This is a genomic window from Bradyrhizobium denitrificans, from assembly GCF_013179005.1.
Classification (GTDB): domain Bacteria; phylum Pseudomonadota; class Alphaproteobacteria; order Rhizobiales; family Xanthobacteraceae; genus Bradyrhizobium; species Bradyrhizobium denitrificans.
Window position 1 is genome coordinate 24,118 of the sequence record NZ_JABFDP010000023.1, and the last position, 24,498, is coordinate 48,615.

Consider the following 24,498-nt stretch of genomic DNA (forward strand, 5'->3'; position numbering starts at 1 on the left):
CGGGTCCGGATGCCAGCCGGATCATCCGTCGCCGGAATGGCAATCATGAGTTCAACGCGGTGCGGATCATACGCGCGAGATCGGCGCTCTGATAAGGCTTGGTGAGCAACAGCACGCCGGCATCGAGGCGGCCGTGATGGACGATCGCATTCTCCGTATAGCCTGAAGTGTAGAGCACCCTGAGATCCGGGCGTCGCCTCACCGCCTCGATCGCGAGCTGGCGGCCATTCATGCCACCGGGCATGATGATGTCGGTGAACAGCAGGTCGATGCGCGTGGCACTGTCGATGATGGCGAGCGCCTCGTCCCCCTTGCTGGCGGCCAGCGTGGTGTAGCCGAGCCGCTTGATCTGGGCGGTGACGTATTCGCGCACAAGCGAATCGTCCTCGACGATGAGGATCGTTTCGTCGCCACGCTCCATCCCCGCGGTGCTCGTCTCGGACAGCAGCAGATCGGAATCGGCGGTGGCCTGCGGCAGATACAGCTTGACGGACGTGCCATGTTCCGGCTCGCTGTAGATCTTGATATGGCCGTTGGATTGCTTGACGAAGCCGTAGACCATGCTCAACCCGAGACCGACGCCCTTGCCGACATCCTTGGTGGTGAAGAATGGCTCGAACACCTTGTCGAGCAGATTCGCCGGGATGCCCTCGCCGGTGTCGCTGACCGCGATCATCACATAATTGCCCGGGACCACTTCCGGGTTCATGCGCGCATAGGCGGCATCGAGCAGCACGTTCTTGGTTTCGAGGGTCAGCTTGCCGCCATTGGGCATCGCGTCGCGGGCGTTGAGCGCGAGGTTGAGGATCGCGGTCGACAGCTGGCTCGGATCGATCATGGCCGGCGCCGAATCGTGCGCCAGCATGGATTCGATCTCGATCTGCTCGCCCAAGGTCCGCCGCAGCAGGCGCGCGGTATCAACCACCAGGCCGTTGATGTCGACGCTGCGCGGCTGCAGCGGCTGACGACGGGCGAAGGCGAGCAGGTGCTTGGTGAGATCCGCGCCGCGGGCGGCGGCCGAGTTGATCAGGCTGGTGATCTGCACCAGCTGCGGACGGTCCTTCACGGCCTCGGCCAGGATCTCGATGGTGCCGGTGATCACGGTCAGGATGTTGTTGAAGTCGTGCGCCACGCCGCCGGTGAGCTGGCCGATCGCTTCCATCTTCTGCGCCTGCCGCACCTGGGCTTCCGTCGCCTCGATTTCCTGGAAGCGCTTGACCATGGCCTCGGCCGTGCGCCGCTGTCGCGTCTCCTCCTCGAGCTGCGCATAAGCGAGCCGCAGCTCGGCGCGCGACGGCATCGTCAGGACGCGCGGCAGCATCAGCAGCAGCGCCGCCGCGATGCCGACCGAGATGAAGGCGAGAAAGCCCTTGGTCGCGGCCTCCAGCACGTAGGCCGGGATCCAGATCGTCAGGACCTCGATCAGTCGCGTCATTCCGCAGATGCTGACGAACAGGGCAAAGGCCCAGAAAATGTAGCTGAACTGAAAATCCCGGCGCCGGTAGACGATGTAGGCGAGCACAAACGCGATCGCGAAGAAGGCGAATGAAATGAGGAGATCTGAGACCGCATTCACCCAGATCAGTTCTGGCGTCCACAGCAAGCACTCGCCGTGCGGCGTGAGCGTCGTCATCTCGAGCCATCCCCATACGTGCGATCGGTAGGTCGTGTCGTCCCCGCGACCCAGCCGGTTCCCTCAGCAGATCAGCCAATTTCCGTTCAGCACACAAGCGTGCTCAGCGCCGTCGCCGCAGATTGGTAGAGCGGCACCGCGATCAGGGTCGGCACGTTCGTCACGCGACCGAAGCGCGCCCATCAACCGCACATTGTCTGCGGCGGCTTGACGCAGTGTACCGATTGGTACATGATATCCCGAATAGTACAGAAGGAGACGATGATGGCCGCTCTTGCCCCACCTTTCACCCTGCAGACCGCCACCCAGAAGGTGCGCTTGGCGGAAGACGGCTGGAACAGCCGCGACCCCGAACGCGTGTCGCTCGTCTACACGCCGGATAGCCGTTGGCGAAACCGCGCCGAGTTCGTCAACGGCCGCGCCGAGATCGTCGCGTTTCTGACCCGCAAATGGGCGAAGGAGCTCGACTATCGGTTGATCAAGGAAATCTGGGCCTTCACCGACAATCGGATCGCAGTGCGCTTTGCCTATGAGTGGCACGACGACAGCGGTCATTGGTATCGGTCCTATGGCAACGAGAACTGGGAATTCGATGCGCACGGGTTGATGCAGCGCCGCTTCGCCAGCATCAACGATCTGCCGATCATGCAGAGCGAGCGCAAATTCCATTGGCCGCTCGGACGGCGGCCGGACGACCATCCCGGTCTGACGGAATTGGGATTGTAGATCGCGAGATCGCCGCGCCATGCGGACGCTCCATGAGCGCGCCGACGTCATCCCGCTGATCGCCGAGGTGTTTCGCGAGTTCGGCTTCGAGGGCACCTCGCTCAGCCGCATCACCGAGAAGACGGCGCTGGGCAAGGGCAGCCTGTATCACTTCTTTCCCGGCGGGAAGGAGGAGATGGCGGGCGCCGTGCTCGCGCATGTCGACGCCTGGTTCGAGCGCGAGGTCTTCGCCCCGCTGCGCGAGGATCCGCCCGATGTGGCGATCGCTCGCATGTGGCGCGCCGTCGATGATTATTTCCGCTCGGGGCGACGTGTGTGCCTGGTCGGCGCCTTTGCGCTCGACGAAACGCGAGACCGTTTCGCCGCGGTCATTGCCGGCTATTTCACGCGCTGGATCGCGGCCCTGCGCGATGCGCTGGTGCGACGCGGCTGGGAGGTGCGGGCGGCCAATGACAGCGCCGAAGAGGCCGTGCTCGGCATCCAGGGCGCGCTGGTGCTGGCGCGCGCGATGCGAGACGACGCCGTGTTCGGCCGCGCGCTGGCGCGGCTACGGGCGCGGCTCGCATGATCCGCGGCCGCCAGCGGCCCTGACCGTGGGCGCTTTGGCTTGACAGACGGATTTTCGCGCGAATATTTTAGGTTTAAAATAATTGCCCGGAATGCCGCCTGCGGCGGTACGGGTCCAATCCAGCAGCGAGGCAGACCATGAGTTCTTCGGCCAAGGTGATTCCGCGCGACTGGCTGGACTGGCCGTTTTTCGAGCCGCGTCATCGCGCGCTGTGCGAATCGCTCGACCGCTTCGTCATGTCTGGCAGCCTCGATGAGGTTGATCACAGCGATGTCGATGCCTCTTGCCGCAAGATTGTGCGGGCGCTGGGCGCGGCCGGGCTGCTCGACAGTGCGGTCGTGGCGCCCGATGCGGACGCTGCCGCCATCGACTCGCGCGCGATCTGCCTGTCGCGCGAAACGCTCGCTTATGCCGACGGCCTCGCGGACTTCGCCTTCGCCATGCAGGGGCTGGGCTCCGGCGCGATTGCGCTCGGCGGCTCGCCTGCGTTGCGCGCGCACGTTCTGCCCAAGGTGCGGGCTGGCGAATGGCTGGCCGCCTTTGCGCTGTCGGAGAAGGACGCCGGCTCCGACGTCGCCGCGATGGCCTGTGCGGCGCGGCTCGACGGCGATGATTACGTCATCGACGGCGAAAAGACCTGGATCTCGAATGGCGGCATTGCCGACGTCTACACGCTGTTCGCCCGCACCGGCGAGGCGCCGGGCGCGCGCGGCATTTCCGCCTTCGTCGTCTACCCGGATGATCCCGGCTTTTCGGTCGCCGAGCGCATCGAGGTGATCGCGCCGCATCCGCTGGCCACTCTGCGGTTGCGGAATTGCCGCATCCCCGCGAGCCGCCGCCTCGGCGCACCCGGCGGCGGCTTCAAGCTGGCGATGCAGACGCTCGACATCTTCCGTGCCTCCGTCGCCGCAGCCGCGCTCGGCTTCGGTCGCCGCGCGCTCGACGAGGCGCAGGCGCATGCGCAGACCCGGCGCATGTTCGGTGGCACGCTGTCCGACCTGCAGATGACCCAGGCCGCGTTCGGCGAGATGGCCACCGACACCGATGCTGCCGCGCTGCTGACCTATCGCGCGGCATGGCGTCGCGACGTGCAGAAGCTGCCGACCACGCGCGAGGCGGCCATGGCCAAGCTCGCAGCCACCGAAACAGCTCAACGCGTGATCGACCGCGCCGTGCAGATGTTCGGCGGACGTGGTGTGCGCAAGGGCGAGATCGTCGAGAGCCTGTATCGCGAGATTCGCGCGCTGCGCATCTATGAAGGCGCGACCGAGGTGCAGAAGCTCATCGTCGCCCGCGAATTCCAGAAAGCCCGGGCGGGGCTCGTTCGCACGTGATGCGTCGAGCTCCGGCCGTCGGTCCGCCAACGGAATAGTCCGCCGGCGCGCCCATCCGATGAGATGTCGACCGGCCCGTATTCGATCTCTCGCGTCGAACTGATAGCCATCAGCGATGCGTCGCACCGGTGAGGCGGCGTGCGACAGCGCTGCCGAATGCACGCGAGTGAGCATAGTTCGCTGTTGGATCACCCGTGGTATTCCGGGGAAGAGCGATTCTCGCCCGGAATCGCGAAGCATTTTAGCGAATCCCTAAGTTCCGCCTTCGCACGATCCCGCCGCAATGTTCGCGCTGTGAGGTGATCGTGTCCGAGTACCTGAAATCCAAAGAGGCCGTAAAACTACCGGCCGACTGCAGCATTTCAGCGATCCGCGAAGTCTATGAGATGATCCGGACCGCCCTCGCGCAGCGAGGCGAACTCGAGATCGACGGCTCCTGCGTCGATCGGGCCGACGTGACATCCATTCAGTTGCTCATCTCGACAGCCAAGACCGGACGTGAGCGGGGACAGGCCGTGGCCCTCATGGCGCCGTCGCAGGTTCTGCGCAGCGTCATTCGGCGCGCCGGCTTCCCCGGTGACGCCGAAGCCGGCCATCACTTCACGACGAAGGATGTCGGATAATGGCATGCGGCACACTCATCGTCATCGCGCCAGGCGCCAGACGCGCAGGCTCGGCCCATTCGACCGTCACTCCCTGCGTGCCGGACCACGTTCTATCAGCTCCAGCCGGCCGGTGCGCGCATGAGCAAGCCTGATTGGACGCAGGCCTTTCGCCTGGAAGCAACCGAGCTTCTCGAGACGCTGGAAGGTGCCCTGCTGGACCTTTGCGAGCGCCCCGACGATCGTGATCTCGTCGACTCCGCCTTTCGCGCCCTGCACACGATCAAAGGATCGGGCGCGATGTTCGGCTTCGAACGGGTCGCGGCCTTCACGCACGAATTCGAGACCGCTTTCGACAAGGTCCGCAAGGGCGAGATCTCGCCCACGCGCGAGCTGATCACGGTGGCCTTGTCGGCCAAGGACTATATTCGCTCGCTGATCGAGTCGCCCGACGGGACCGATGCGATCATCGGCGACGCCATCCTCGACGATCTGCGCAAATTCGTTGCGCCGGCTGAGCCGCACGAGGCGAGCGCGGTGCCGCCGCCCAGCGCGCCGCCGGTCGCTGCCGCTGCGGCCGCTGAAAGCGGCGCCGCCGCGGTCGGCTGGCGTCTTCATCTGGAGTTCGAGTCGCATATCCTGAGGAACGGCTCCAATCCGCTCAACTTCCTCGACGATCTCAGCAAGCTCGGTCCCTGCTTCGCCGTTGCTCTGACCGACGAGATCCCGCTGCTCGATGCGCTCGATCCGGAGGAGTGCTATCTCAAATGGGACGTGACCTTGCATTCGGACTGCAGCCGAGAGGTCATCGACGACATCTTCATGTTCGTCATCGACGAGATGGTGCTGTCGGTGACGCCGCTGGCGCAGTCCGAGCTGCCGGCCGCCGACCAGCATCCGACGACGGCGCCAGACGTGAACGTCTCCACCGCTCCCACCGCTCCGTCGCGGTCGCCGGCCTCGCATTCGCCTCCCTCGATTTCGTCTCCCTCGGAGCCGCGTCGCGACGAGCAGAAGCGCGGTGACGACCGCGCCACCGCGACCGTGCGTGTGCAGGCGCGGCGCCTGGACGAGATGATGGACCGCGTCGGTGAGCTCGTCATCGCCCAAGCGCGGCTCAGCCAGCTGGCCGCGACGAGTTCGGATCCATCCGTCAAGCTGATCGCCGAAGAGATCGAGCGCCTCGCCGGCAGCCTGCGGGATACGACCATGGGCGCCCGCATGGTGCCGATCGGCTCGGTCTTCGGGCGTTTCCGCCGACTGGTCCACGATCTTTCGCTGGAGCTGTCGAAGCCGGTCGACCTCGTCACCTCGGGCGAGGACACCGAGCTCGACAAGACCATGATCGAATGCCTGGCCGATCCTTTGGTGCATCTGATCCGCAACGCCATCGACCATGGCATCGAAGCGACGGCGGCACGCGCGGCCGCCGGCAAGACGGAAAAAGGGCGTATCGAGCTGCACGCCGTCCATTCCGGCGCGCAGGTTCTGGTCACGGTTCGCGACAATGGCGCGGGTCTCAACACGGCGCGCATCCGCGCCAAGGCCGAGGAGCAGGGGCTGATCGCACCCGGCGCCGAGCTGCCCGATGCCGACATCCACCAGTTCATGTTCCATCCGGGCTTCTCGACGGCCCAGACCATCTCCGCGCTCTCGGGGCGCGGCGTCGGCATGGATGTGGTTAAGCGCACGATCGAGACCATGCGCGGGTCGATCGATCTCTCGACCAGGCCGGGCGAGGGTACGACCGTCACGCTGCGGCTGCCGCTGACGCTCGCCATCATTGAGGGCCTGCTGATCCGCGTCGGCGATGCCCGCTACATCATCCCGCTGTCGGCCGTGGAAGAGTGCGTCGAGCTGACCGCCGAGGACCAGCGCGCCCGCGGCCGCCACTTCCTCAACATCCGCGGCGATCTCGTGCCCTATCTGATGCTGCGCGACATTCTGCAATCGACCGTCTCGCCCGACACCTACCAGAAGACGATCATCGTCTCGACCGGCGAGACCCGCGTCGGGCTGGTTGCCGACCAGATCATCGGGAACCATCAGACCGTGATCAAGTCGCTGTCGAAGCTGCATTCCGATGTCACGATCTTCTCCGGCGCCACCATCCTCGGCGACGGCACCGCCGCGCTGATCCTCGACGTCGCCCAGCTCGTCGGGCTCGCCCAGGCCCATGCCGACAAGCACCATCTGAACGAGGCCGCCTGATGACGGGACAAGCCGAACATGCCTCAGCCGATCACGCGCGGATCCTGCAGGTCGTGATGATCGGTCTCGGCGACGAGAAATTCGCCCTCGACGCCGCGATTGTTCGCGAGATCATCGATCCTGTTCCGGTCACGAAGGTCGCCGGGGCCAAGCCGTTCGTGCCGAGCATCATCAATGTCCGCGGCAACATCGTCCCGCTGGCTGATCTCCGGCTTCGCTTCGGCATGCCTCTGACCGACGCCTCGGCGGATACCAGGATCGTGGTGATCGAGATCCCGATCGACGATGAGCCCGTCCTGGTTGGACTGATCGCCGACAAGGTCTACGAAGTCACCGAGATCTCCCACGCCGACACGCAGCAGACGCCGCGCGTTGGCGTGAACTGGAAGCCCGAATTCATTCGATTCATCACCAAGTGGCGGGACGAGTTCGTCATCGTTCCCAACATGGAACGCATCCTCCACTAGAGCCCAAATCGAGGCAATGATGAGATTTACGATCAAGGCAAAGCTTGCCAGCGCCTTCGGTGCGATCATCGTCCTGTCGGGGGTCACCGGCGGGCTGGCCTATATGAAGCTGACGCAATTTGCGGAGACGACGTCCAGCCTCGTGCACCGTGCGGAGCGCATCGACAAGATCGGCCAGTTGCAGAACTACGTGCTCGATCAGACGCGGCAGGAGCGGGATGTCGTTGCGGCGGTCACCGAGGCCGAGGTCACGAAAATCACCGAGGAGATCAAGCGTAATCGTGCCGAGGTCAAACGGCTTCGCGACGAGGTCCATGCGACCGCGACCGAGACAGGACGGAAGCTGCTCGACAAGTTCTCGGCAGCCTATGACAAGATGGACGCGACCGAAGACGAGGTCATCAAGTTTTCGATCATGAACTCGAACAATCGCGGCTTCCAGCTGTGGACCGCGGAAGGCGTGCCGATCCTGAAGGAGTTCACCGCGGTGCTCGACGGCCTGGCGGCCGAGGCGGGCCGCGCAGCTCCGTCGATCGAGCGCAGCAACGCTCTTCTGGCTCTGGAAACCATCCGGACCCAGAGCGAGGCCGCCCAGAAGCACCTGTCGTTGTCGTACTACGTGACGAGCCTGGATGACCTCAACGCGACGATCAAGGCGCTGTTGATCGACATCGATGCGTTGCGGGCCGCCACGCAGCGCGGCAGCGCCGCGCTGAGCGCCGCCGGCCTGTCGCCCTCGGCGCTCACGGCCCAGACGGATCGTCTGGCCAAGATGTTGACCCAGGTCGGCAACATTGTGAAGGAAGGCGGCAATATTCGCGGTGGCATGCTGGCCTCGACCGATGGCAAGGCGAATGCGGATGCCGCGATCGCGACCTCGGGCGACTACATCACTTATCTGCGCAAATCCATGTCGGAGCAGGCCGCCGAGGCCGACCAGGAGGCCTCGCGCGCCAAGATGCTGATGATGGGGGCCGTCATCGTGTCGCTGCTGGTCGCGGTGGGGTCGGCGCTGTGGATCGCGCTCGGCATCAGCCGCGCGCTCGGCCGCGCCGTCGGGCTGGCCAGCGCGGTCGCCGGTGGCGATCTGACCCAGACCGCCCAAGTGTCGAGCAACGACGAAGTCGGTGATCTCGTCAATTCGTTGAATCAGATGGTCGAGAAGCTGCGCCAGATCGTCAGCGATGCGCTGACGGCCGCGGACAACGTCTCCGCCGGCAGCCAGCAGTTGTCGGCCAGCGCGGAGCAGTTGTCGCAGGGCGCCAGCGAGCAGGCGTCGTCGGCTGAAGAGGCATCCTCCTCGATGGAGGAGATGGCCGCGAATGTGAAGCAGAACGCTGAGAACGCCAGCCAGACCGAGAAGATTGCGGCGCAGTCAGCCGCGGATGCAGAGGCCAGCGGCGCTGCCGTCGGCCGTGCGGTCGAGGCGATGCAGACCATCGCCGGCAAGATCACCATCGTGCAGGAGATCGCGCGGCAGACCGACCTGCTGGCGCTCAATGCGGCGGTCGAGGCCGCACGTGCCGGAGAGCACGGTCGCGGCTTTGCAGTGGTCGCATCAGAGGTTCGTAAGCTTGCCGAGCGCAGCCAGGCCGCGGCGGCCGAAATTGGCCAGCTCTCCAGCGAGACCGTCAAGGTGGCGCAGGACGCGGGAGCAATGCTGGCGAAGCTCGTGCCCGACATCAAGAAGACTGCGGAACTGGTGCTCGAGATCACCGTAGCCTGCCGCGAGCAGGATCTCGGCTCCGCCCAGATCAATCAGGCCATTCAGCAGCTCGATCAGGTCGGGCAGCAGAACGCCGGCGCCTCGGAGCAGGTGTCCGCGACATCAGAGGAACTCGCGTCGCAGGCCGAGCAGCTGCAGTCCGCCATCGCGTTCTTCCGCATCGACTCCGCGACATCACCGCCGAGGGCGTCCCGGCCGCAGGAGGAGCCGATCGAGCGTGCGGTCGTTCAGCTGCGCAGCAAGGCATCGGCGATGGCCACGGCCGAGCGCGGCGTGCAGACGCCGGCACCGAAACCCAGGCGGGCTCGCGCCGTGCGCGTGGCCGGAGGCGGCTCGGGCTTCGCATTCAACCTCGCCAGCGGCACTGATGATCGAGATGATGAGTTCAAGCGCTTCTGAGAAATCCGGCGCAACCGTACCAACCATGACATGAGCAGAGTGAATTCCCGAGGGGGTCAAAGATGAGATTCACGGTCAAGGCGAAACTGGCGGCGTCGTTCGGCGCCGTGATCCTGCTGTCGATGATCGCAGGCGCAGTGGGCTATACGAAACTGTCCGACACGATCGCGACCACGGAGAGCATCGTCGCGGCGGCCGGCCGCATGGAAAAAGCCATGGAGCTGGAGACGACGCTGCTGCTCCAGGTCCGGGCGGAGAAGAACGCGCTGCTGACCGCGACGGATGCGGAATTCGATCGCTTCACGACCGAAAACGCGACGCTGCGCGGGACGATGAACAAGGTCAAGGATGAGATCTACGCCGGCGCGACCGAGAACGGACGCAAGCTGCTGGATCAGTTCGCCACGCAATATGCGGTGTTCAACGCCACGCAGGAAGAGACATTCAAGGTGGGCAAGGCCGATCGCGCGAAGGGCGCGGTTGCCTCGATGACGGAGGGTCGCAAATCTGTCGGGCAGGCCACGAACGCGCTCACCGACTATGTGCATTATGTCCAGGGACTGATGTCGTCGCGTGCCGAACAGGCGCGGGCGGATGGCTCCCGTGCTCAGATCCTGCTGATGAGCGTGGTCGGCGTCGCGCTCGTTCTCGGCGTCGCGGCCGCGCTGTGGATCGCCATCAACGTCAGCCGCGGCCTCAGCCGTGCCGTTGGTCTCGCCGAGGCGGTGGCGATCGGCGATCTCAGCCAGACGATCGCGCATAAGAGCAACGACGAAGTCGGCGACCTCATCACCTCGCTGAACGCCATGACATCGAACTTGAAGCAGATGGCGCACGTGGCGGACGAGATCGCCAACGGCAATCTGATCATCGAAGCCAAGCGGATGTCCGACAAGGACACGCTCGGCATGGCGCTGGAGCGGATGGTCAGCAAGCTGCGCCAGATCGTATCGGAGGCATTGACCGCGGCGCAGAACGTCTCCGCCGGAAGCCAGGAGCTCTCGGCCAGCGCGGAACAATTGTCTCAGGGCGCGACCGAGCAGGCGTCTTCGGCCGAAGAGGCATCGTCCTCGATGGAGGAAATGGCGGCCAATGTGAAGCAGAACGCGGAGAACGCCAGCCAAACCGAGAAGATCGCCGCGCAGTCCGCCAAGGATGCGGAGGCCAGCGGCACCGCCGTCGGCCGCGCCGTCGAGGCGATGCAGACCATTGCCGGCAAGATCACGATCGTGCAGGAGATCGCGCGCCAGACCGATCTGCTCGCGCTCAACGCGGCGGTCGAGGCCGCGCGTGCCGGCGAGCATGGCAAGGGTTTCGCGGTCGTCGCCTCAGAGGTCCGCAAGCTCGCCGAGCGCAGCCAAGCTGCGGCCACCGAGATCGGCCAATTGTCCACCGAGACAGTCAAGGTCGCGCAGGATGCCGGCGCGATGCTGGCGAAGCTCGTTCCCGACATCAAGAAGACTGCGGAGCTGGTGCTTGAAATCACCGTCGCCTGCCGCGAGCAGGATGTGGGTGCGGCTCAGATAAACCAGGCGATCCAGCAGCTCGACCAGGTCGGCCAGCAGAACGCCAGCGCCTCGGAGCAGGTTTCGGCCACATCGGAGGAGCTTGCGGCGCAGGCCGATCAGCTGCAATCCACCATCGCTTATTTCCGCATCGACGGGCGCACCGTGGAAAACGACGCGGACAGCTCTGCGCCGATCGATGCCGCCGTCAGCCAGCTGCGGACCAAGGCCGCCAGCATGGCTGCGGCCGACCGGGGCGCCAAGAAGCCTGTTCCAGGGCGGGCCAAACCGGCGCGGGCGGTGAAGGCCGCCGCCGCCGGCGGTGGCGGCTTCACCTTCAGCCTGGATGACGGCGAAGACGAACGCGACGCGGATTTCCGGCGTTAGTCCGGAGGGCGTGTCGGAGAGGACAGGGAACAGGACACAGCATGGCCGAGACCTCACAATATCTCACGCTTGGTCTGGCGGGAGAAACATTCGGCATCAGCATCCGTAATGTCCGCGAGATCCTCGATATGCGGCCGATCTCGCGGCTGCCCCACGCACCGCATTTCCTGCTCGGGATGATCGACGTGCGCGGCAGCGGGTATCCGATCGTCGACCTCCGGCTGAAGCTCGATTTGCCGAGCACGGCCGCGACCGAGGCGACCCGGATCATCATCCTCGATGTGCCCGTCGGCGACCGCCTGGTTGGCGTGGGCTTCGTCGCCGATTGCGTGTTCGAGGTGACCGACATCGACGAGAGCTCGGCCGAACCGGCGCCCGAGGTGGGAGGCCGCTGGAAGTCCGACTACATCGCCGGGATCGGACGCAAGGGCGACAAATTCGTCATTCTGTTCGATCTGGCCAAGCTGATGGCCCATACCAGCCTGCCTGCCGCTGCCGCCCGCGATGATCATGCCCCAGCCGCAGCTTGAGGTCCGCTGGGCGGAGACATTCGATAGCTTCGGGTCGCTGTCTGAACCGCATTTCCGTGCGCTGTCGCAGCTCATCGAAGCGCAGGTCGGCATCAAGCTTCCGCCCGCGAAGCGGTTCATGCTCGAAGGACGGCTGCAGAAGCGCGTGCGCGCGCTCGGTCTCTCCAGCATCGGCGAGTATGTCGATGCATTGTTCCACGAGGATCAGTTCGAGGACGAGTTGGTCCATCTGATCGATGTGGTCACGACCAACAAGACCGACTTCTTCCGCGAGCCGGCCCATTTCGATTTCCTGCGCCACACCGCGATTCCCGAGCTGATGAAGCTGCGGGGAGGCGCCGGTCGCGTGCACGGCCTCAAGCTCTGGAGTGCCGCAGCCTCGACCGGGATGGAAGCCTATACGATGGCCATCGTGCTCGATGACATGGTGCGCAGCGGATTGCGTGCCGAGTTCCGGATTCTCGGAACCGACATTTCGAATCCCGTGCTGCGGATGGCACAAAAGGCGATCTATGACATCGAGGCCCTGACCCCGGTGCCGGAGCCGCTGGCCAAGCGCTATTTCCTGCGCTCGCGCGATCCCTCGCGGGCCGAGTGCCGGGTGGTTCCGGAATTGCGCAGCCGCGTCAACTTCCAGCGCATGAACCTGATGGATGCGACCTATCCGGTGGATCGCGACGTCGACGTCATCTTCTGCCGCAACGTCCTGATCTATTTCGACAAGCCGACTCAGCGTAAGGTCGTCACCCGGCTGTGCTCGCATCTGCGGCCGGGGGGGTTCCTGTTGGTGGGACATTCCGAATCGATGGTTCAAAGCATTGTCCCGGGCCTCAAGCAGGTTCGGCCGACGATCTTCACGGTCTAGGCGAGGCGATCACATGACCAGGCAAAAGGTGCGTGTGCTGATCGTGGACGACTCCGCGTCGGTCCGCCAGATCATGACGTCGATCCTCGGCGAGGATCCCGACATCGAGATCATGGGCACCGCGGCGGATCCGTTCGCCGCTGCGCGTCGGCTGGAAAAGGAGCTGCCGGACGTCATCGTGCTCGACATCGAGATGCCGCGAATGGACGGCCTGACCTTCCTGCGCAAGATCATGGCGCAGCGGCCGATCCCGGTCGTCATCTGCTCGGCCGGGACGGAGGAGGGGTCGCAGTTGACGTTCGAGGCGCTCGAGGCCGGCGCGGTCGACATCGTGCCGAAGCCGCGCGTCGATACGCGCCAGGCGCTGGTCGAGGCCTCGGCACGGCTGCGTGACGCGGTCAAATCGGCGGCGCGCGCACGGGTGCGGCCGCGCAACGAACGCCGCCCGGTGATCGAGAAGAAGCTGACGGCGGATGCGATCATGCCGCCGCCGGTGGAGATGCGCGCACGCCCGAAGACCGAGCGAATCGTCTGCATCGGTGCATCCACGGGCGGCACGGAAGCTCTCTCCGATGTGCTGGAAGCGCTGCCGGCGGACTGTCCTGGCATTCTCGTCGTCCAGCACATGCCGCCCGGCTTCACGGCTGCCTTCGCCCGCAGGCTGGACGGCATTTGTGCGATCCACGTCAAGGAAGCCGAGGATGGCGAAGCGGTGCAGGCCGGCTGCGCCTATATCGCGCCCGGTGCCCGCCATATGCTGCTGCAGCGCTCGGGCCTGCGCTACCACATCGCGATCAAGGACGGCCCCCCGGTCTCGCGTCACCGCCCCTCGGTCGACGTGTTGTTCCGCTCCGCTGCGCAATATGCCGGGCGCAATGCGCTCGGCGTGATCATGACCGGCATGGGCGACGATGGCGCGCGCGGCCTGTTGGAGATGCGCAAGCTCGGCGCCGCCACACGTGCGCAGAACGAGGAGAGCTGCGTGGTGTTCGGGATGCCCAAGGAGGCGATCGCCTGCGGAGCCGTCGAGAAGGTGGTGGGGCTCGATCAGATCCCGCGCGAGATCATGGCCTGGCATCACGCCGGGCAGGTGGCGTCGGCGGAATAGAGCGGGCGCGGTCGGCGAGCCGAGCGAGCGCCGAGCCTGTCTGGCAAAAATCAGTCGTCTGCCGTGCGCAGACGAGTGTGCCAGGCGCGCGGCGTTCGAAAGACAGCGATGCGACGTTCAACGAACCAACAAGAGATCCGCTCCGCCTGAGAGGTCGGTGCCGACCTGGCTCTCTTTATCGGCGCCGCTCGAGGTGACCCTCGGCGGCGAGCACCTTGCCGTCAAACGACCAAAGATCGCCCGATCACGCGCCTCGCAGCAGCCGAGGTGATCCGTGACAGGGGCGCATCGTCCCACATCGTCACTTGCTGGCTCTGCAGGTTCCGGGTCCTGGGAGTTCCGGCTTCAGCCGCTGTCGGCGCGCAAGAGGCTGGTGGCGCCTCTGCAGGGTGACGCGGCAGGCCCGTAACGACAAGCCTCCCGGAGGTCGCTCGATTCCGGCTCGGCTGACGTCGGCTCCTCCCCCCTGAGGCGGCATTCGCAAACGCACAAACTGCATGGAGCCCGCGGTCAATCGCTGCGGCGATGCGATCGGCCATTGACAGGCCATCCGATATGATAGAATTATAACATATAACGTTGTAAAAATAACAATATGTCACCATCGTACCAGCATCGCGCGGGGCGGCGGGAGGAAAGCGTGGAATTGTCCGGTTCGGTTGCAGCAGACTCTCTGCCGTCGACCGCGCTTGTGAGGGTGAGTGCCATCAACAAGCGCTTCGGCGGCGTGCGAGCACTTCGCGACGTCAACCTGGAGGTCCGGGCCGGCGAGGTGCATGCGCTGCTCGGCGAGAACGGCGCCGGCAAATCCACGCTGATCAAGATTCTCAGCGGTGTTCATGCCCTCGACAGCGGCACGATCGAGATCGCCGGCCGGCGGGTGGAATTCGACAGCCCGGCGAAGTCGCGCGCCGCGGGGATCGCCGTCGTCTATCAGGACCTCAGCCTCGTCGAATCCTTGAGCGTTGCGGACAATTTGTTGCTGGGGCGCGAGCCACGCGCGGCTCTCGGCTTCGTCAGGCAGCGGGCGCTGATGGCCAGGGCCGAGGCCTTCCTGACAGAGCTCGGCATTCCCCTGGATCCGAGAGCGACCGTCGGCTCACTCCCGTTCGCCTACCGTCAGATGACGGAGATCGCAAAGGCGCTGCTGGGCGACGTTCGGCTTCTGATCCTCGACGAGCCGACCTCCTCGCTGACATCGGATGAAGTCCGGATCCTGTTCGACGCGATCGGAAAGGCGACGCGCCGCGGCGTCGGCGTCATCTATGTGACCCATCGGCTCAACGAGGTGTTCGAGATCTCGCAGCGTGTGACTGTGCTGCGCGACGGCGCCGACGCCGGCACCTTCGTCACCGCCGAGACAGACATGAAGCGGCTGGTCAGCGCCATCGTCGGAACCGCTCGTTCGGCATCGATGAGCTCGCGCGCCGAGCCTGCCGCGCCGCGCAAGATAGATCCGTCGCCGGTGTTGTCATTGTCGAACGTCTCCAACGATCGGCTTCGCGCCATCGATGTTTCCGTGCTGAAGGGCGAGATCCACGGACTCGCCGGATTGATCGGCAGCGGACGTACGGAGATTCTGGAGACGGTGTTCGGCCTGCGGCCGCTCGAGAGCGGCACGATCGAGATCGATGGCCGGCGATGGCGGCCCAGCGGGCCAGCCGATGCGATCGAACAGGGCGTCGCGCTGGTGCCGGAAGACCGGCACGTGCAGGGGCTGGTTCTCGACCATTCGATCGAGCGAAACGTCACACTGCCGCGGCTTCCGCATTTCTCGCGCTGGAGCTGGATGCAGCGGCGCGCTGCAGCCAGACGTGCGGAAACCGCGGTCGCCAGGCTTGCGGTGAAAGCGCAGGGCACCTCTAGCCCGGTCAGGACGCTCTCCGGCGGCAACCAGCAGAAGGTCGTGTTCGGAAAATGGAATGATCCGCGGCCCCGTGTGCTGCTCCTGGACGAACCGACGGTCGGCGTGGACGTCGGTGCACGCGAGGACATCTACGCCGTGATCCGGAATGCCGCCCGCGACGGCAGCGGGGTTCTGGTCGTCTCGTCCGACCTCGTTGAATTGATCGCGCTCTGCGACCGCATCTCCGTGATCGTCAACGGGCGCGTCGCTCGCACGCTCACGCGCGGCGAGATCGATGATGCCGAGGAGCTGCACCATCTCCTCCAGATGTACCAGGCCTCCGCGCCGGGCCACTTGCAAGAGCTTCCCGCATGACCGAACTGACTGCACCCAACATCGTCGCTTCGTCGACCCGGTCCGACCGGCGCCGCAGGATTCTGCAGAGTCTGCTGCGGGGCGAGCGGCCCTACATGCTGTACATCGCCTTCGTGATCCTGCTGGTCGTGTTCAGCCTGTCGTCGCCCTGGTTCCTCTCGGTCGACAACTTCCTGAATATCGGACGACAGACGACGCTGGTGTCGATCATTGCGGTCGGGATGACCTTCATCATCATCGCACGTCAGATCGATCTCTCCGTTGCATCGACGCTGGCGCTGTCGGGCATGGCGGCCGCTCTGGCGATGAGCCAGATCAACAACAGCTGGATCGTGGGGGCCGTGGCCGGGCTCGGCACCGGCGCGCTGGTCGGACTGCTCAACGGCATCCTGACCACGCAGCTATCGATCCCGTCCTTCCTGGTGACGCTGGGGTCGCTCAGCATGGCAAGGGGACTGGCGATGATGGTGACCAACACCAAGCCGGTCATCATCACCAACGAAACCTATTTCGCGATCTTCGGCGAAGGCACGTTGCTCGGCATTCCGGTTCCGATCGCCTGGACCTTGGCAGCAATGATCGTCGGCATCCTGCTGCTGCATTACAACGTGTTCGGCCGCCGTATCTATGCGGTCGGCGGCAACCCGACCGCGGCGCTCTATTCCGGCATCAACACCAAGCTGATCACGACCGCCGCCTTCGTCCTGACCGGCACGCTGGCGGGGCTCGCCGCGCTGGTGCTCTCCGCGCGTTCGCATGCGGCGCGGCCCGACGTCGTGCAGGGCATGGAGCTCGACGTCATCGCGGCGGTGATCCTCGGCGGCTGCAGCCTGTTCGGCGGGCGCGGCTACATCCTGGGGACGCTGTTCGGCAGCTTGATCATCGGAACGCTCAACAACGGCCTGGTCCTGCTCGGCGTGAGCTCGCCGATGCAGCTCGTGATCAAGGGCGCGATCATCGTGGCCGCCGTTGCTTTCACGAAACGCTAATCAAGGTCTCGCGCTGCGTCTGAGCCACAAGCTCATCGCGCGGCGTGGGGAGGGGCAAGGTCGCTCGCCCTCCGACAATCCGCGACCAACATGGAGGAAACGATGACACCAATCTTGCGACAAGCCTTGCCTTTGACCGTGTTGATGGCTGCGGCCGTCTCCGCGATCTCCCCGGCCCGCGCCGACGTGCCCGCGACCTGCGTCAAGGGCGTCGATCTCGCAAAGCTCGGGCCGAAATCGATCGTGGGCCAAGGGCCGCACGGCGAGAAGGCGGCGTCGCCCGAGGTGCTGGCGCTGTCGGAGGCCGATGCCGCGAAGATCAAGGAGAAGCACTTCAAGGTCGGCATCTCGATGCAGACGGTCAACCTCGACTGGTCGCAGCTCCAGATCCAGGGCATCACGGATACGCTGAAGAAGTACGGCGTGACCGTGACGGGCGTCGCCTCCGCCGAATATCAGGTGGATAAGCAGATCGCCGATATCGAGAACACCATCCAGCAGCATCCGGACGGGATCATTTCGATCCCGGTCGATTTCACCGCGACGGCGCCGACCTACAAGAAGATCGCCAAGGCGGGCATCAAGCTCGTGCTGATGGACAGCATCCCGACCGGCCTGAAGCACCCCGAGGAATATGTCACGATGGTCTCGGCCGACAGCCAGGGCAACGGCCAGATCGCGGCCCAGATTCTGGCGTCTTGCGTGCCGCAGGGCGCGACGATCGGCCTCGTGAATTTCGGCGTCGACTATTTCAGCACCAACGAGCGCACCAAGGGCGTGCGGGAGTGGATGAAAGCAAACCGGCCCGACATTAAGATGAAGCAGGTTGATTTCACCGATCCGCCAAAGGTCTCGCAGATCGCGGGCGACTTCCTGACCGGCAATCCCGACGTCAAGGGACTGTACGCGGTGTGGGATCAGCCGGCACTCGACACGCTGAGCTCGATGCGGGCCCAGGGCATCGATATTCCGATGACGACGGTCGATCTCGGCCTGCAATCGGCAATCGAGATTGCCAAGGGCGGTCCGCTGAAGGCGACCGGCTCGCAGCGTCCCTATGACCAGGGCGTCGCCGAGGCACTGGCGATGATGAATGCGCTGTTGGGGAAGGAAACGCCCGGCTGGATCGGCGTGCAGTCGCTGCCGGTCACCCAGTCGAATGTGCTGGAATCCTACAAGACCGTCTTCAAGAAGGAACCGCCGCCCGAGCTGGTGGACGCTTGCAACAAGGCAAAGCCGGCCTGCAACTGAGTTCGCAATAGCGATGCGCGGTTCTACGGAGCCGCGCATCATTCAGCAGAGCTGATCGGGCGACCCGCCGCTTCAGGCTGCGCCGGTGACGTATTCGACCGGAAGGCCGCGGAAGTGCTTGCGTGTCTCTGATGGCACCGCGCCGCCGACGATGATGCGCGAGAACGAGCTCACGTCCGAGAAGAATGCCGGCTTGAGGCTGCCGAGCTTGCTGGCGTCGACCACCAGGATGCTCTCCATCGCAGTGGCGATCACAGCCTGCTTGATGGCGACCTCGTGAAAGTTCGAGCAGCTCGCGCCGCGGGTCCAGTGCAGGCCGCCGGCCGAGATGAAAGCCTTGTTGACCCCGAGCCGCCGCAGATAGGACAGGCCGTCGTCCGACGAGAACGACTGCGACGACGGATGGTAGAGCCCGCCCATCAGCATCACCTGCGTTGCAGGCCGGCGGGTGACGATCGTGACGACGTTCAGCGAATAGCAGATCACCGACAGGGGCATGTCCTCGGGCAGGCAATCCGCCAGCGACTGCATGGTGGTGCCGCAGTCGATGAAGATGGTGTCGCCTTCCTTGATCGAGGCGGCTGCGGACCGGCAGGCCAGGCGCTTGTCCTGCGTGTGCTGGTCGATTTCCTGCTCGAATGCGTATTTGATGCCGGTCGGCGACGCCGCGTTGACGACATAGCCGCCGAGCAGGGCGAGCGCCGCCTCCGGACCGGCAAGGTCGCGCCTGACCGTCATCTCCGACACCTTCAGCAAGTCGGCGGCGTCCTTCAGATGCAGTGCGCCGCTTGTCTCCACGGCGCGCCGCAGCCGTTGCAGACGTTGGACGCGGGACTCGCTGGAACGTGCGGTCGGTGTTTCAGCCATCTTCTTCGTCACCGCGCTTGCTTATCTGGTTGACAATGATCTTACAATGATGTGAGTTTAGCAACGTCGAAATGTTACAATAATAACATATGGTCCGGCGGCCAGGTTCTGCGCGCGATGGCGGGCAGCAGAGGCGAAGGATGGGAGGAGCGCATGTCGCAGTGGGCATATTCAGTCAATCCGGCGCTTCTGCCGATTCGCTAGCACCGCACGGCGTACCGATGGCGCAGGGCGTCTTGAGACCAAATCCATCCGCAGTGCCGGTGCAGCCGCATGGGCGGGATCATAATCACACGCATGCCATTGCGCGCAACAGCGGCCGCGCGCTGGAGATGGATTGGGTCGACGAGATCAGGATCAATCTGTCCGCCGCCGAGCGCCGCGTTGCGAGTCTGCCCGGCCGGCGTACCGTCAAGAAGGATGCGCAGGCAGCCTGGCTGCTCAAGGCGATCACCTGCATCGACCTGACGACGCTCAACGGTGACGATACGACCGAGCGCGTGAAGCGTCTTTGCGCCAAGGCGCGCGCGCCGCTGCGCGGCGATCTCCTCGCGGCCCTCGGCTTTGCCGGGCGCGGGCTGCACACGGGCGCGATCTGCGTCTATCACCGCTTCGTCGCGACCGCGGTGGAGGCGCTCGACGGCTCCGACATTCCGGTCGCCGCGGTCTCGACCGGATTTCCTGCAGGTCTCATCCCGCACGATCTGAAGCTCAAGGAGATCGAGGCATCCGTCAACGACGGTGCGCAGGAGATCGACATCGTCATCACGCGCGAGCATGTGCTGACCGGTGATTGGCGCGCGCTCTACGCCGAGGTGCGGGATTTCCGCGCTGCCTGCGGCGCTGCGCATCTGAAGACGATCCTGGCGACCGGCGACCTGAAGACGCTGCGCAACGTCGCCAAGGCGTCGATGGTCTGCATGATGGCCGGTGCCGACTTCATCAAGACCTCGACCGGCAAGGAGGGCGTCAACGCCACGCTGCCGGTGACATTGGCGATGCTGCGCATGATCAGGCTCTATGAGGAGCGCACCGGATTCAAGATCGGCTTCAAGCCCGCCGGCGGAATCTCGACCGCGAAGGACGTTCTCAACTACCAGTTCCTGATGAAGGAGGAGCTGGGGCGCGACTGGCTGGAGCCGGAGCTGTTCCGCATCGGCGCATCCAGCCTGCTTGCCGATATCGAGCGCCAGCTCGAGCATCACGTCACCGGCCGCTACTCGGCCTTCAACCGTCATCCCGTGGGCTGATCATGAGTATCGCGCATTACTTTGACACCATGGACTATGGTTCGGCGCCCGAGGCGGACGGCGAGGCGCGCGCCTGGCTGAAACGGCACGAGGCGACGTTCGGGCATTTCATCGCCGGCAAATTCGCAGCCCCCGCTTCGGGCAAGCATCTGGCGACGATCGAGCCGGCCACCGGCAAGCCGCTGGCCAGGATCGCGCAAGGCGTCGCCGCCGATGTCGAGGCCGCCGTCGGCGCCGCGCGCGCGGCACAATTGCCATGGGCAAAGCTCGGCGGCCATGGCCGTGCCCGCCATCTCTATGCCTTGGCGCGCATGCTGCAGCGTCACGCGCGACTGTTTGCGGTGCTGGAGTCGATCGACAATGGCAAACCGATCAGGGAAACCCGCGATCTCGACGTGCCGCTGGCCGCGCGCCATTTCCTGCATCACGCCGGCTGGGCGCAATTGCAGGAGCGCGAATTCGCCGATCATGTCCCGGTCGGCGTCATCGGCCAGATCATCCCGTGGAATTTTCCGCTGCTGATGCTGGCCTGGAAGATCGCGCCGGCGCTGGCGGCCGGCAACACCGTGGTGTTGAAGCCGGCCGAATTCACCTCGCTTACCGCGCTGCTGTTCGCGGAGCTGGCGGCGGATGCGGGCCTGCCGCCCGGCGTCTTGAACGTGGTGACGGGAGACGGCGCCACCGGCGCCTTGCTGGTGGACAATCCCGGCGTCGACAAGATCGCCTTCACCGGCTCGACCGAGGTCGGTCGTCTGATCCGGCAATCGACCGCAGGCAGCGGCAAATCGCTGACGCTCGAACTCGGCGGCAAGTCGCCGTTCATCGTGTTCGAGGATGCCGATCTCGACGGCGCCGTGGAGGGCGTGGTCGATGCGATCTGGTTCAACCAGGGGCAGGTCTGCTGCGCCGGATCGCGGCTGTTGCTGCAGGAGGGGATCGCAGAAACGTTCCGCAGGCGTCTGATCCGCCGCATGGAGACGCTGCGCGTGGGGCCACCACTCGACAAGACGATCGACATGGGCGCGGTGGTTGCGCCGGTGCAACTCGAGCGGATCAAGGCGCTGGTCGAGACCGGTGTGAAGGAGGGGGCCGAGAAATATCAGGCATCCGGAGCCATCCCCGCTGAGGGCTGCTTCTATCCTCCGACTTTGCTGTGGAACGTGCATCCGTCCTCGACCGTGGCCATCGAGGAGATCTTCGGACCCGTGGTGGTCGCGATGACGTTCCGCACGCCGGATGAGGCGGTGATGCTCGCCAACAACACGCGCTACGGGCTTGCGGCCAGCGTGTGGAGCGAGACCATCGGCCTGGCGCTCGATATCGCGCCGAAACTTCAGGCCGGCGTGGTCTGGGTCAATGCAACAAACTTGTTTGATGCCAGCGTCGGCTTCGGCGGCTGCCGGGAGTCCGGCTTCGGCCGCGAGGGCGGCCGGGAAGGGATCTACGAATATCTCAAGCCGAAGGCGTGGAGCGGCCGGACAGCGCGCGCCAAGCTGCCGCCGCTCCCCGAAGCTTCGACGGAGGGCGCTGGGTTCGGCACGCCGTCGATCGACCGCACCGCCAAGCTGTTTGTCGGCGGCAAGCAGGTCCGCCCCGATGGAAATTATGCGCGCGCGGTGCTGTCTCCGAAGGGGAAGCCCCTGGGTGAAGTCGGCGAGGGCAATCGGAAGGACATCCGTAACGCCGTGGCCGCCGCGCGTTCGGCCGAAGCGTGGGCGCGGGCGACGGCGCATAATCGCGCCCAAATCCTCTACTACCTTGGCGAGAATCTGTCGGCGCGCAGCGACGAGTTCGCGCGGCGGATCGGCGAGTTGACCGGCGTCTCGCCGGCAAAGGCGCGCGCGGAGGTCGAGGCGAGCATCGAGCGGCTGTTCAGCTATGGCGCCTGGGCCGACAAATATGAGGGGACGATCCACACACCGCCGCTGCGCGGCGTCGCGCTTGCCATGCACGAGCCCATCGGCGTGGTCGGCGTGGTCTGTCCTGACGAGGCGCCGCTGCTGGGCTTCATCAGCCTGGTGGCACCGTTGATCGCGATGGGCAACCGCGTCGTCGCGGTGCCGAGCGAGCGGCACCCGCTGGCAGCCACCGATTTCTATCAGGTGCTGGAGACATCCGACGTGCCGGCAGGAGTCGTCAATATCGTGACAGGCGAGCGCGATGCGCTGGCAAAGGTTCTTGCCGAGCACGACGATGTCGACGCACTCTGGGTGTTCGGCTCGCAGGAGGCCTCGACAATGGCGGAGCGGCTGTCGGTCGGAAACCTCAAGCGGACACTGGTCGACCACGGACTGGCGCTCGATTGGTACGACAGGGCGGCCAGCGAGGGCCCGATCCTGCTGCGCCACGCGGTTCGGGTGAAGAATATCTGGATTCCCTATGGAGACTAGAATCGTCACCTTGCGGTGAGATGGATTGGCATCCGGACCGTCAGAGTCCGGGCAATTTTTAAAGACGAGGGAGGACACACCATGCTCAAGGGCATCAATCCACTGCTCAATGCCGACGTGCTTTACGCCTTGCGCGCGATGGGGCACGGGGATCGTCTTGTCGTCTGCGACACCAACTTCCCTGCTGACTCCATTGCGCGCCAGACCACATTCGGCGAGCTACTCCGCATCGATAACGTCAGCACGGCGAAGGCGATCGAAGCCATTCTCTCGGTGATGCCGCTCGACACCTTCGTGGACGATGCCGCGATACGGATGGAGATCGTCGGCCAGCCCCAGGAGGTGCCTCCGGTCCAACGCGAGGTCCAGGCCGTGATCGACCGCGCCGAGGGGCGCTCCTGGCCGCTGGTCGGGGTCGAGCGCCACGCCTTCTATGAGCAAGCCAAGCGAGCCTATTGCGTGATCGCCACCGGCGAGCGGCGCTTCTACGGCTGTTTCCTGTTCTGCAAGGGCGTCATTGCCCCGGACGCTGAGTGACGATCATGAGCAAGAGTGGCGTCGCCGTTCTCGGCATCTTCGTCGTCGATCTGGCCTTCCGGGCCGGCAACATGCCTGCGATCGGCGAAACCATCGCAGGCTCGGGATTTGCCATGGGACCGGGCGGCAAGGGATCGAACCAGGCCGTCGCGGCCGCGCGCGCGGGCGCGGAGGTGACCTTCATCTCGCGGATCGGCGCCGATGCCTTCGGTGAACTTGCCGTCAAGACGTGGGAAGCCGAGGGCATTCGGCCGCGCGTGTCCAGGACGGCGGACGCGCCGACGGGTGCCGCCTTCATCTATGTCCACGAGACGCGCGGCGACAACGCCATCATTGTGGTGAGCGGAGCGGCCGATGGTCTCGGCGCGGCGGATGTCGATGCCGCGGCGGAGGCGATCCGCAGCAGCCGCGTGTTCGTGACCCAGCTCGAACAGCCGGTCGCCGCAGCGCAGCGCGGGCTCGAGATCGCGCGGGCCGCGGGCAGCATCACGGTGTTCAACCCGGCCCCTGCGACCGCGTTCGACGACCGCCTGTTTGCATTATGTGATTACGTCGTTCCCAACGAGACCGAAGCCGAGGCGCTGACGGGGATCGCGGTGAGCGATCTTGCCGGCGCGCGCCGGGCGGGAGACGCGCTGCTGGCCAAGGGGGCCGGGACCGCGCTGATCACCTTGGGTGAGCGTGGCGCACTGTTCCACGGGCGAGATCATTCGTTGCACGTGCCGCCATTTGCCGCCGGTAAGGTGGTCGAGACGGCCGGTGCAGGCGATGCCTTCGTCGGCGGCTTTGCGGCCGCGCTGGCGGGCGGCGCCGATCCGCTGGAGGCCGCGCGCTTCGGTTCGGCGACGGCCGGAATTTCCGTGACGCGTGCCGGGACTGCGCCTGCCATGCCGCGGCGGGCGGAGATCGAGGCCTTGTTGCAGAAGTGATCG

20 protein-coding genes are annotated in these 24,498 nt (G+C 65.2%); 18 read left to right on the forward strand and 2 right to left on the reverse strand.

What is annotated here, in order from left to right; all coding sequences use genetic code 11:
* Window positions 1-43: 43 nt before the first annotated feature.
* Complete coding sequence (locus HL671_RS24945; RefSeq protein WP_172239568.1) at window positions 44-1,633, reverse strand: ATP-binding protein; 1,590 nt, start codon at window positions 1,631-1,633, stop codon at window positions 44-46.
* Window positions 1,634-1,897: 264 nt separating this feature from the next.
* On the opposite strand from HL671_RS24945, the gene HL671_RS24950 reads away from it, so the two are divergent.
* The 14 genes from HL671_RS24950 to HL671_RS25015 all read left to right on the forward strand — a co-directional run bounded on the left by HL671_RS24950 (window position 1,898) and on the right by HL671_RS25015 (window position 18,522).
* Window positions 1,898-2,359: a nuclear transport factor 2 family protein gene (locus HL671_RS24950; RefSeq protein ID WP_012047553.1), complete on the forward strand. Its 462-nt coding sequence runs from the start codon at window positions 1,898-1,900 to the stop codon at window positions 2,357-2,359.
* 19 nt (window positions 2,360-2,378) lie between these two features.
* Window positions 2,379-2,927, forward strand: coding sequence for a TetR/AcrR family transcriptional regulator (locus HL671_RS24955; RefSeq protein WP_172239571.1), 549 nt, complete (start codon window positions 2,379-2,381; stop codon window positions 2,925-2,927).
* 137 nt (window positions 2,928-3,064) lie between these two features.
* On the forward strand, window positions 3,065-4,261 hold the full coding sequence (locus HL671_RS24960; RefSeq protein WP_172239574.1) for an acyl-CoA dehydrogenase family protein: 1,197 nt from the start codon (window positions 3,065-3,067) through the stop codon (window positions 4,259-4,261).
* A 302-nt stretch (window positions 4,262-4,563) separates the two neighbouring features.
* A complete protein-coding gene (locus HL671_RS24965; RefSeq protein ID WP_041751790.1) occupies window positions 4,564-4,884 on the forward strand; it encodes an STAS domain-containing protein in 321 nt (106 codons plus the stop codon).
* A gap of 120 nt (window positions 4,885-5,004) precedes the next feature.
* On the forward strand, window positions 5,005-7,074 hold the full coding sequence (locus tag HL671_RS24970; protein WP_172239578.1) for a chemotaxis protein CheA: 2,070 nt from the start codon (window positions 5,005-5,007) through the stop codon (window positions 7,072-7,074).
* Window positions 7,074-7,541: a chemotaxis protein CheW gene (locus HL671_RS24975; RefSeq protein WP_012047548.1), complete on the forward strand. Its 468-nt coding sequence runs from the start codon at window positions 7,074-7,076 to the stop codon at window positions 7,539-7,541. The genes HL671_RS24970 and HL671_RS24975 overlap by 1 nt, the downstream gene beginning before the upstream one ends.
* Window positions 7,542-7,560: 19 nt before the next feature.
* Window positions 7,561-9,666 (forward strand): HAMP domain-containing methyl-accepting chemotaxis protein, encoded by a 2,106-nt coding sequence (locus tag HL671_RS24980; RefSeq protein WP_172239581.1) that lies wholly within the window; start codon window positions 7,561-7,563, stop codon window positions 9,664-9,666.
* A gap of 62 nt (window positions 9,667-9,728) precedes the next feature.
* Window positions 9,729-11,558: a methyl-accepting chemotaxis protein gene (locus tag HL671_RS24985; RefSeq protein WP_172239584.1), complete on the forward strand. Its 1,830-nt coding sequence runs from the start codon at window positions 9,729-9,731 to the stop codon at window positions 11,556-11,558.
* A 41-nt stretch (window positions 11,559-11,599) separates the two neighbouring features.
* Window positions 11,600-12,088, forward strand: coding sequence for a chemotaxis protein CheW (locus HL671_RS24990; RefSeq protein ID WP_012047545.1), 489 nt, complete (start codon window positions 11,600-11,602; stop codon window positions 12,086-12,088).
* Window positions 12,069-12,953 (forward strand): CheR family methyltransferase, encoded by an 885-nt coding sequence (locus HL671_RS24995; RefSeq protein ID WP_049795537.1) that lies wholly within the window; start codon window positions 12,069-12,071, stop codon window positions 12,951-12,953. The genes HL671_RS24990 and HL671_RS24995 overlap by 20 nt, the downstream gene beginning before the upstream one ends.
* 13 nt (window positions 12,954-12,966) lie before the next feature.
* Window positions 12,967-14,061, forward strand: a complete 1,095-nt coding sequence (locus HL671_RS25000) for a protein-glutamate methylesterase/protein-glutamine glutaminase (RefSeq protein WP_012047543.1) — start codon at window positions 12,967-12,969, stop codon at window positions 14,059-14,061.
* 640 nt (window positions 14,062-14,701) lie between these two features.
* On the forward strand, window positions 14,702-16,282 hold the full coding sequence (locus HL671_RS25005; protein ID WP_041751165.1) for a sugar ABC transporter ATP-binding protein: 1,581 nt from the start codon (window positions 14,702-14,704) through the stop codon (window positions 16,280-16,282).
* Window positions 16,279-17,271, forward strand: coding sequence for an ABC transporter permease (locus HL671_RS25010; RefSeq protein WP_012047541.1), 993 nt, complete (start codon window positions 16,279-16,281; stop codon window positions 17,269-17,271). Before HL671_RS25005 ends, HL671_RS25010 begins: the two co-directional genes overlap by 4 nt.
* Window positions 17,272-17,373: 102 nt before the next feature.
* Window positions 17,374-18,522 carry a substrate-binding domain-containing protein gene (locus HL671_RS25015; RefSeq protein WP_148221571.1) on the forward strand — a complete coding sequence of 383 codons (1,149 nt, stop codon included), beginning with the start codon at window positions 17,374-17,376 and terminating at the stop codon, window positions 18,520-18,522.
* A gap of 72 nt (window positions 18,523-18,594) precedes the next feature.
* Here the strand turns inward: HL671_RS25015 and HL671_RS25020 are convergent, their stop codons facing one another.
* Window positions 18,595-19,389 carry a DeoR/GlpR family DNA-binding transcription regulator gene (locus HL671_RS25020; RefSeq protein ID WP_012047539.1) on the reverse strand — a complete coding sequence of 265 codons (795 nt, stop codon included), beginning with the start codon at window positions 19,387-19,389 and terminating at the stop codon, window positions 18,595-18,597.
* 221 nt (window positions 19,390-19,610) lie between these two features.
* Here HL671_RS25020 and deoC point away from each other — a divergent pair, with 221 nt between their 5' ends.
* The 4 genes from deoC (at window position 19,611) to HL671_RS25040 (ending at window position 24,495) form a co-directional block, all read left to right on the forward strand.
* Window positions 19,611-20,639 (forward strand): deoxyribose-phosphate aldolase, encoded by a 1,029-nt coding sequence (gene deoC / locus HL671_RS25025; RefSeq protein ID WP_041751164.1) that lies wholly within the window; start codon window positions 19,611-19,613, stop codon window positions 20,637-20,639.
* A gap of 2 nt (window positions 20,640-20,641) precedes the next feature.
* Complete coding sequence (locus tag HL671_RS25030) at window positions 20,642-23,029, forward strand: aldehyde dehydrogenase family protein (RefSeq protein ID WP_172239590.1); 2,388 nt, start codon at window positions 20,642-20,644, stop codon at window positions 23,027-23,029.
* 81 nt (window positions 23,030-23,110) lie between these two features.
* A complete protein-coding gene (locus HL671_RS25035; protein WP_012047536.1) occupies window positions 23,111-23,566 on the forward strand; it encodes an RbsD/FucU family protein in 456 nt (151 codons plus the stop codon).
* A 5-nt stretch (window positions 23,567-23,571) separates the two neighbouring features.
* The gene (locus HL671_RS25040; protein WP_172239593.1) at window positions 23,572-24,495 is read left to right on the forward strand and encodes a ribokinase; all 924 of its coding nucleotides are present in this window, start codon (window positions 23,572-23,574) and stop codon (window positions 24,493-24,495) included.
* Window positions 24,496-24,498 lie beyond the last annotated feature (3 nt).